The sequence below is a fragment of the Streptomyces sp. NPDC002018 genome (genome assembly GCF_042890865.1).
Lineage (GTDB): Bacteria > Actinomycetota > Actinomycetes > Streptomycetales > Streptomycetaceae > Streptomyces.
This window is the reverse complement of sequence record NZ_JBIASO010000001.1, coordinates 106,964-115,852: the sequence shown is the minus strand read 5'-3', so window position 1 is coordinate 115,852 and position 8,889 is coordinate 106,964. Positions and strand designations below refer to the sequence as shown.

Sequence of the window (8,889 nt, the reverse complement as noted above, 5' to 3'; positions counted from 1 at the left end):
CCCCGGGGCGGCCGGCCTCCCCGCCGCGGCGCCCCCCCGGCCCGCCCCCCACACCGCCGGGGGGGGCCCCCCCCGCGCCCCGCCCCCACCCCTGTCGTTCCTGGTCACACGGGGCGACGCCCGTGCTTACCAGCGGTACCAGCGGCCCCGTCGGCCGCCGGCCGCCCCGGGACGGATCACAAAGCCCAGCAGCCACACGACAAGGACGATGATCGCGATCCACCAGAGGGCCTCGAGTGCGAATCCCGCGCCGAAGAGAATCAGGGCGAGAAGGAGAACGAGAAGCAGGGGAACCATGTATATCAACCTCCGAACAGCCGCCTACCCCCGAATTATCCCGCCATTCGGTACGTAACCCCAATGGGTTCCCGCGCCTCCACGGACACGGGCCACCGGGGACGGTTTCGCGCGGCAGTACGATTTGCACTGTTCACGCCCAGTGATGGAGGTTCCGGTGCACGGTGAGTACAAGGTCCCCGGCGGCAAGCTCGTCGTGGTCGATCTCGACACGGAGGACGGGCTGCTGCGGCGGGTGCGGGTCGCCGGGGACTTCTTCCTGGAGCCCGACGAGGCGATCGAGGCGATCGACCGCGCCCTGGAGGGCGCCCCGGCCGACACCGACGCCGCCGGCCTCGCCGCCCGCGTCGAAGCGGCGCTGCCGGCCGGCACGGTGATGTACGGGCTCACCGCGGAGGGCATCGCCGTCGCCGTACGCCGCGCGCTCGCACACGCCACCGACTGGACCGACTACGACTGGCAGCTCATCCACGAGACGCCCCAGTCCCCCGCGCTCCATATGGCGCTCGACGAGGTGATCACCACCGAGGTCGCGGCCGGCCGCCGGCCGCCGACACTGCGGGTCTGGGAGTGGGCCGCGCCGGCGGTGGTGATCGGCAGTTTCCAGTCGCTCAGGAACGAGGTCGACCCGGAGGGCGCCGAACGCCACGGCATCACGGTGGTGCGGCGCATCTCCGGCGGGGGCGCCATGTTCATCGAGCCGGGCAACACCATCACGTACTCCCTCTCCGTCCCCGACTCGCTGGTCAAGGGACTCACCTTCGCGGACAGTTACGCCTATCTCGACGACTGGGTGCTGGGCGCGCTCGGTGACATGGGCATCAAGGCCTGGTACCAGCCCCTCAACGACATCGCGACCGAGAGCGGCAAGGTCGCGGGCGCCGCCCAGAAGCGCGTCGTGAGCGGCACGGGAGCCGTACTCCACCATGTGACCATGGCGTACGACATCGACGCCGCCAAGATGACGGACGTCCTGCGCATCGGCCGCGAGAAGCTCTCGGACAAGGGCACGCGCAGCGCCGCCAAGCGGGTCGACCCCCTGCGGCGTCAGACGGGACTGCCGCGCGAGACGGTCATCGAGCGGATGATCGACTCCTTCCGCGGCCGTTACGGGCTGACGGCCGGCAAGGTCACGGACGAGGAGATGGCGCGGGCGCGCGAACTGGCGGAGACGAAGTTCAGCACCCCGGAATGGACGGCCCGGGTGCCGTGACAGCACGGCCCGGGGCTCGCGTCGGGGCTCGGCCGGTGCTCGGGCCGGGTTCCGTTGTCGGTGGGGCTTGTTACGGTCGTCCCCGTGCATCGCGAGGAGTCGGAGGAGCGGCGGGACGCCCGGCACCGCGCCGCCCGGCGAGCGGCCATGGACCATGTGCTCGCGCTGATCGCCGCGGCCCCGTGGAGCGCGGGCCTGGTGCTGCGCGGCAGTGTGCCCCTGTGTGCCTGGCTCGGTGATCGGGCGCGCGAGCCGGGTGATCTGGACTGGGTGATGCCGGCGCCGGCGCCGCCCGCGCCGGAGTTCGGCACCTGGGGCACACGGCCGGTGCTGCCGCCCGAGGGACTACGCTGGGCGGACGCCGGGGAGTACATGTATCCGCGCAGCCCGTACGAGGATCTGGTGGCGACGCTCCGGGAGCGGCCGATCGCGTCCCGCGGTGTCGTGCTGGACGTGGAGGGCTGCCGGGAGGACGGCGACTGGACGTACCGGTACGACGAGAACCCCGGCATCCGGATCATCGTTCCGTGGCACGCCGAGGGTCTGGAACCGGGCACGGTCCGGCTGGACTTCGCCTCCGACGAGACGCTGCCGGAGGCTCCCGTCTGGACGGCCGTGCCGCGCGGCGACGGCGGTCCGCCGACGCCCGTACGCACGGCGAGCCGTGCGCTCTCCCTCGCCTGGAAGCTGTTGTGGCTCCACACCGACGGGGAGGACGGAGAGGCCGTGGGCGCCAAGGATCTCTTCGACGCGGTCCTGCTGGCCGGGTCTCCGCGTACCCGGCTGACGCCCCGGCTGCTGCGCAAGGTGCTGGGCCGGGAGCGGTCGGCCCGCTTCGGTACGGAGACCGTCCGGGGCTGGCGGGTGGATCCGGCGGACTGGGAGGCGCTCCAGGCCGACCCCGGGGATGAGGCTGCGGAGTGGCGCGAGCGCCTGGCCCGCGCGCTCGCGCCTCTCCTCGACGCCCCGTCCTGGACGACCCCGTTCAGCCCGTACTGACCCGCCGGCCCGGCGCCATCAGGGCCACGTACAGCACCAGCGAGGCCGCGAGCCCCACCGCCCAGCCGTAGTCCGCGAGCGGCTTCAGGAAGGGGATCAGACCGTCCTCGGGGAACGGGCCCTTCCCCGGCGCCGAGTGGGAGCCGCCCACGGCCAGCACCCCGCCGACGGCGAAGGCCAGCACCGCCCTGAGATTCCAGCCGTTCACATACCAGTAGCGGCCCCCGGGGCGGTAGAGATCCGCGAGGTCGAGGACCGTGCGCCGGACGATCCAGTAGTCGGCGATCAGGATGCCCGCGACCGTACCGAGCAGCCCGCCCACCAGCCCCAGCCAGGTGAAGATGTACAGCTCAGGGGTGGCGGTGAGCTTCCACGGCATGACGAGGACCCCGATGACACCCGTGATCAGCGCCCCCGTGCGGAAGTTGATGAGCTTCGGCAGGAGGTTGGCGAGATCGTAGGCGGGCGAGACGACATTGGCCGCGATGTTCACGGAGACCGTCGCGACCAGCACGGTCACCAGCGCGAAGAGCAGCCCGAAGACATTGTCGGTCTTGGCGGCCAGCTCGACCGGGTCCCAGACGGCCGCCCCGTACACCGCCTGCGAACCCGAGGTGACGAAGACGGACAGCAGCGCGAACAGGGTCATGGTCGTGGGCAGGCCGAGTGACTGCCCCCAGATCTGGGCCCGTTGGCCCGCGCCGAAGCGGGTGAAGTCGGGGATGTTCAGCGAGAGGGTGGACCAGAACGCGATCATTCCCATCAGGGACGGGAAGAAGACCGGCCAGAAGTCCGCGCCCCAGCCCAGCTTCGACGGCTGGTCGAGCAGCGGGCCGGGACCGCCCGCCTTGACAGTGATCCAGACGAGCAGCACCAGCGCGCCGACGATCACGAACGGCGCCGCCCAGTTCTCGAACCGCCGCAGGGTGTCCATCCCCCGGTAGATGATGGCGAGTTCGAGCGCCCAGAAGAGGACGAAGCAGAGCCAGAGCGTCCAGGGCTGACCGCCGATCCTCGACGCCTCGGCCCAGCCGCCGAAGATCTTGCCGAGCAGGACGAAGATGCCCTGGCCGCCGATCCAGGTCTGGATGCCGAACCAGGCGCAGGCGACGGCGGCCCTGATCAGCGCGGGCAGATTGGCGCCGCGCAGCCCGAACGAGGCACGGGCGAGCACGGGGAAGGGAATGCCGTACTTGGGTCCCGCGTGCCCGGTCAGCAGCATCGGGAACAGCACGATCAGATTGGCCAGCGCGATGGTGAGGACGGCCTGCTTCCAATCCATGCCCAGGGTGACCAGCCCGGAGGCCAGCAGCCACGACGGGATGTTGTGCGCCATGCCGACCCAGAGCGCGGCGAAGTTGTACGTGGTCCAGCGGCGGCGGGCGACCGGAACGGGCAGCAGATCGTCGTTGACGAAGCGGCCGTCGTCGGGGAGCGCGCCGGGCGGCAGCTCGACACGGCCCTGGGAATCGGTTCCGGCACCGGTTATCGGTTCTCCGGGGGACGGGGGAGGTGCGGTCGCGGTCATGGCGGCGGGACCCTTCGTTCGAGAGCGGGTGTCGGGGATGTCGAACGAGGCCGTGCGGGAGAGGGGGGCCGGTCCCAGGACCGGGGTGGGAGAGGCCTGTTCAGCCCTGGAGCGCGGGGATGATCTCGGCGCCGTACGCGTCGATCGTCGCTTCCTTGGCGTCATGCATGTCGTAGACGGCGAACTGGTCGACGCCCAGGTCGCGCAGTCTCTGGAGCTTCTCGATATGCGCCTCGACGGGGCCCAGCAGACAGAACCGGTCCACGATCTCGTCGGGCACGAAGTCCGTCGAGGGATTCCCGGCCCGGCCGTGATGGCTGTAGTCGTACCCCTCGCGCTGCTTGATGTACGCGGTCAGCGCGTCGGGCACCAGGCCCGAGTCCTCTCCGTACCGCGCCACCAGATCGGCCACATGGTTGCCGACCATCCCGCCGAACCAGCGGCACTGCTCGCGCGCGTGCGCGAGGTCGTCGCCCACATAGGCGGGCGCGGCGACACAGATCGTGACGGAGTCGGGGTCGCGCCCCGCGTCGGAGGCCGCTGTACGGACCGCCTTGACCATCCACTCGGTCAGGAAGGGGTCCGCGAGCTGGAGGATGAAACCGTCGGCCTTCCGCCCCGCCAGGGCGAGCGCCTTGGGCCCGTACGCCGCCATCCACACCGGCAGTTTCCCGTCCCGTACCCAGGGCAGCCGCAGCGCCTGTCCGTCGACGGTGGCCTCACGGCCCTCGGCCAGATCACGGATGACCTCGATCGCGTCGCCCAGCCGGGCCAGGGTATTGGGTTTGCGGCCCGCCACCCGCATCGCCGAGTCGCCGCGCCCGATACCGCACACGGTCCGGTTGCCGTACATCTCGTTGAGCGTGGCGAAGGTGGAGGCGGTCACCTCCCAGGTTCTGGTGCCCGGGTTGGTGACCATGGGTCCCACGGTCAGTGTGGTGGTGTGTTCCAGAATGCGGCTGTAGATGACAAAGGGTTCCTGCCAGAGCACGGCGGAGTCGAAGGTCCAGCCGTAGCGGAAACCGTTGCGCTCCGCGCGCCGCATGAGCCCGACGACCGCCGACGACGGCGGGTCGGTCTGGAGGACAAGTCCGAAGTCCATGGCCTGGTCACTCCTCGGTGTCAGGTGAGGTGTTGGCTCGGTGTCAGCTGAGGTACTGGCATGTGGCGCGTGGGGTGTACTGCCCGTGTCCCGCCCGGCCGGTGAACTCCCGCCGGTCGATGACGAGTTCACCGCGCGAGAGGACGGTCTCCACCTGTCCGGTGAGCCGCTTGCCCTCGTACGCGGAGTAGTCGACGTTCATGTGGTGTGTCTCGGCGGAGACGGTCTGCTCGGTGTGCGGGTCGTAGATGACGACATCGGCGTCGGCGCCCGGCGCGATGGTGCCCTTGCGCGGATAGAGACCGAACATCCTGGCCGGGGTGGCGCAGGCGATCTCGATCCAGCGGCGTCGGCTCAGCTTCCCCTCGACCACGGCCTGATGGAGCAGGTCCATCCGGTTCTCCACACCGGGCAGCCCGTTGGGGATCTTCGAGAAGTCCCCGCGCCCCAGTTCCTTCTGCCCGGTGAAGCAGAACGGGCAGTGGTCCGTGGACACCACCTGGAGGTCGTTGGTGCGCAGTCCCCGCCAGAGCGCCGCCTGGTGCTCCTCGGGCCGCAGCGGGGTGGAGCAGACGTACTTGGCGCCCTCGAAGCCGGGTTCCGCGAGATTGTCCGTGGAGAGGAAGAGGTACTGCGGGCATGTCTCGCCGAAGACGGGCAGTCCCTTGTCCCGGGCGGCGGCCAGTTCGGCGACGGCCTCCTGCGCCGAGACATGGACGACATACAGCGGGGCCTCGGCGACCTGCGCGAGCCGGATCGCCCGGTGGGTGGCCTCGGCCTCCAGCAGGGCCTTCCGTACTTCTCCGTGGTGGCGGGGGTCGGTACGGCCGGCGGCCAGGGCCTGTTCGACGAGGACGTCGATGGCGATGCCGTTCTCGGCGTGCATCATGATCAGCCCGCCGTTGTGCGCGCCGCGCTGCATGGCGCGGAGGATACGGCCGTCGTCGCTGTAGAAGACACCGGGATAGGCCATGAAGAGCTTGAAGGACGTGATGCCCTCCTGGACCAGCAGGTCCATCTCCTTGAGGGAGCTCTCGTTGACATCGGCCATGATCATGTGGAAGGCGTAGTCGATCGCGCACCGGCCGTCGGCCTTGGCGAACCAGGTGTCGAGCCCTTCCCGCAGCGCCTGGCCCGGGGACTGGACGGCGAAGTCCACGATGGTGGTGGTGCCGCCCCAGGCGGCGGCCCGGGTGCCGGTCTCGAAGGTGTCGGAGGCGAAGGTGCCGCCGAACGGCAGCTCCATATGGGTATGGGCGTCCACACCGCCCGGGATGACGTACTTGCCGGTGGCGTCGATCGTCCGGTCGGCGGTCCAGCCCTGGGCCACGTCCGTGCCATGGGCGGCGAGGGCGACGATCCTGCTGTCCTCCATGAGGACATCGGCATGGGTCTCGTCGGCGGCGGTGATGACGAGTCCGCCACGGATCAGGGTGCGGGTACTGCTCATGGTGGTGGCGCTCCCTTTCTGAACGATCGGCCGGCCCGGGGCCGGACCGCCCGGTGCGGGCGGTCCGGCGGCGGTGCGAGTGGTGCGGCGGTACGAGCGGTCCGGCAGTGCGGCGGTACGAGCGGTCCGGCAGTGCGGCGGACTACACGGCGCGCAGGGCCTGTTCGAGGATCGCGGCGCCCTCTTCCGCCTCCGTGACGGTCAGGGTGAGCGGGGGCGCGATCCGCAGCACGCTGGTGTTGTGTCCACCGCCCTTGCCGAGCAGCAGGCCGCCCGCGCGCGCCGCCTCGATGACGGCCGAGGCCGCCTCGGGGGCCGCCTCTCCCGTACGGGGCCTGATCAGTTCGATGCCGATCATCAGCCCGCGGCCCCGCACCTCGCGTACGGAGTCGACACCGGCGCCGATCGCCCGCAGCCGCTCGATGAGCAGTCCGCCGACCCGGCGGGCGTTGCCCTGGAGGTCGTGCTCCAGGACGTACGAGAGATTGGCCAGGCCGGCCGCCATGGTGACGGGGCTGCCGCCGAAGGTCGAGATCGAGTTGCTGTCGAGGCAGTTCATGATCTCGGCGCGGGCCACCACACCGCCGATAGACATGCCGTTGCCGATGCCCTTGGCGAAGGTGAGCAGGTCGGGCGGGCCGTTCTCGGCGTGCGCCTGCCAGCCCCAGAAGTGTTCGCCGGTGCGGCCCCAGCCGGTCTGCACCTCGTCGCTGATCCACAGGATGCCGTGGCGGTCGAGGACCTGGCGGAACGCGGCGTACAGCCCGTCCGGCGGGGCGGTGAAGCCGCCGACGCCCTGGATCGGCTCGGCGATCAGCGCGGCGGGCGCCCGGGTGTGCCCGAGCAGGTCCTCCAGGTCGGCGACACACGCCTCGATGAAACGCTCGTCGGTGAGTCCCGCGTAGGGGCCCCGGCTGCGGACACCGCCGTGGACGTACAGCGTCTGGAGCGGGGACAGACTCGTCGGCGACCAGCCGCGGTTGCCGGTGACGGAGACCGTGGAGAAGGACCGGCCGTGGTAGCTGTTGCGCATCGCCAGGATCTGGTTCGAGGCGCGGTACGTGGTCGCCAGCAGCAGCGCCGTGTCATTGGCCTCGGTGCCCGAGGTGGTGAAGAAGACACGGGCGTCCGGGATGCCGGACAGGGCGGCGATCCGCTCGGCGAGTTCGACCATCGGACGGTTGAGATAGAGCGTGGAGGAGTGGATGATCCGTCCGGCCTGCTCACTCACCGCCTTGGTGACCTCGGGGAGCGCGTGGGCGGTCATCGTGGTGAGGATGCCGCCGAAGAAGTCGAGATAGCGGTTGCCCTCCGAGTCCCAGACATGGCGGCCCTCACCATGGGTGATCTCGATGGGCCGGTCGTAGTAGAGCGCCAGCCAGTCGGGGAGTACGGCGCGATGGCGTCCGTACAGATCGTTCGCGAGCGGCTCCGTCATGGCTGCACCAGTCCTTCGTACGCGTCGGGGCGGCGGTCCCGGTAGAACGCCCACTGCTGGCGTACCTCGTCGATCACCCCGAAGTCCAGGTCTCTCACAAGGAGTTCCTCGGTCTTGTCGCTCGCGGTCTCGCCGACGAACTGGCCGCGCGGGTCGACGAAGTAGCTCGTGCCGTAGAAGTCGTTGTCGCCGTACTCCTCCTGGCCGACCCGGTTGATCGCCGCGATGAAGTACTCGTTGGCGACGGCGGCGGCCGGCTGCTCCAACTGCCAGAGGTAGGCGGAGAGTCCGCGGGAGGTGGCGGAGGGGTTGTAGACGAGCTGCGCGCCGTTCAGCCCGAGTTGGCGCCAGCCCTCGGGGAAGTGGCGGTCGTAGCAGATGTACACGCCGACCCGGCCGACGGCGGTCTCGAAGACGGGCCAGCCGGCATTGCCCGGCTTGAAGTAGTACTTCTCCCAGAAGCCCTTGACCTGCGGGATGTGGTGCTTGCGGTACTTGCCGAGATATGAGCCGTCGGCGTCGATCACGGCGGCGGTGTTGTAGTAGAAGCCGGACTGTTCCCGCTCGAAGACCGGGACGACGACGACCATTCCGGTCTCGCGGGCCAGCTCCCTCATCCTGGTGACGGTCGGCCCGTCCGGGACGGCCTCGGCCCAGCGGTAGTGCTCGGGTTCCTGCACCTGGCAGAAGTAGGGCGCGTTGAACACTTCCTGGAACCCGATGACCTGCGCGCCCTGCCGGGCAGCCTCGCGGGCGTGTTCCTCATGTTTGGCGATCATCGATTCGGTGTCGCCGGTCCAGGTCGCCTGGACGAGTGCGGCGCGTACGACTCTGGCCACGAGCTGCTCCTTCGGCGGGGCGG

At 70.1% G+C, this 8,889-nt stretch carries 8 protein-coding genes; 2 read left to right on the top strand and 6 right to left on the bottom strand.

The window, feature by feature from the left end:
* Positions 1-126: 126 nt before the first annotated feature.
* Positions 127-297, bottom strand: a complete 171-nt coding sequence (locus tag ACFYYH_RS00545; RefSeq protein ID WP_388543904.1) for a hydrophobic protein — start codon at positions 295-297, stop codon at positions 127-129.
* Between the two features lie 157 nt (positions 298-454).
* Here ACFYYH_RS00545 and ACFYYH_RS00540 point away from each other — a divergent pair, with 157 nt between their 5' ends.
* On the top strand, positions 455-1,510 hold the full coding sequence (locus ACFYYH_RS00540; RefSeq protein ID WP_388543901.1) for a biotin/lipoate A/B protein ligase family protein: 1,056 nt from the start codon (positions 455-457) through the stop codon (positions 1,508-1,510).
* 84 nt (positions 1,511-1,594) lie between these two features.
* Positions 1,595-2,509, top strand: coding sequence for a nucleotidyl transferase AbiEii/AbiGii toxin family protein (locus ACFYYH_RS00535; RefSeq protein ID WP_388543898.1), 915 nt, complete (start codon positions 1,595-1,597; stop codon positions 2,507-2,509).
* On the opposite strand, the gene ACFYYH_RS00530 is transcribed toward ACFYYH_RS00535, so the two are convergent.
* From ACFYYH_RS00530 to ACFYYH_RS00510, 5 genes are all read right to left on the bottom strand, one after another.
* Positions 2,496-4,037, bottom strand: coding sequence for an NCS1 family nucleobase:cation symporter-1 (locus ACFYYH_RS00530; RefSeq protein ID WP_388543895.1), 1,542 nt, complete (start codon positions 4,035-4,037; stop codon positions 2,496-2,498). The genes ACFYYH_RS00535 and ACFYYH_RS00530 overlap by 14 nt on opposite strands.
* A gap of 100 nt (positions 4,038-4,137) precedes the next feature.
* Positions 4,138-5,139: a TIGR03842 family LLM class F420-dependent oxidoreductase gene (locus tag ACFYYH_RS00525; protein WP_388543893.1), complete on the bottom strand. Its 1,002-nt coding sequence runs from the start codon at positions 5,137-5,139 to the stop codon at positions 4,138-4,140.
* A gap of 43 nt (positions 5,140-5,182) precedes the next feature.
* Complete coding sequence (gene hydA, locus ACFYYH_RS00520) at positions 5,183-6,589, bottom strand: dihydropyrimidinase (protein WP_388543890.1); 1,407 nt, start codon at positions 6,587-6,589, stop codon at positions 5,183-5,185.
* Positions 6,590-6,731: 142 nt separating this feature from the next.
* Positions 6,732-8,027 carry an aspartate aminotransferase family protein gene (locus ACFYYH_RS00515; protein ID WP_388543887.1) on the bottom strand — a complete coding sequence of 432 codons (1,296 nt, stop codon included), beginning with the start codon at positions 8,025-8,027 and terminating at the stop codon, positions 6,732-6,734.
* The gene (locus tag ACFYYH_RS00510) at positions 8,024-8,866 is read right to left on the bottom strand and encodes a nitrilase-related carbon-nitrogen hydrolase (RefSeq protein ID WP_388543884.1); all 843 of its coding nucleotides are present in this window, start codon (positions 8,864-8,866) and stop codon (positions 8,024-8,026) included. Before ACFYYH_RS00510 ends, ACFYYH_RS00515 begins: the two co-directional genes overlap by 4 nt.
* Positions 8,867-8,889 lie beyond the last annotated feature (23 nt).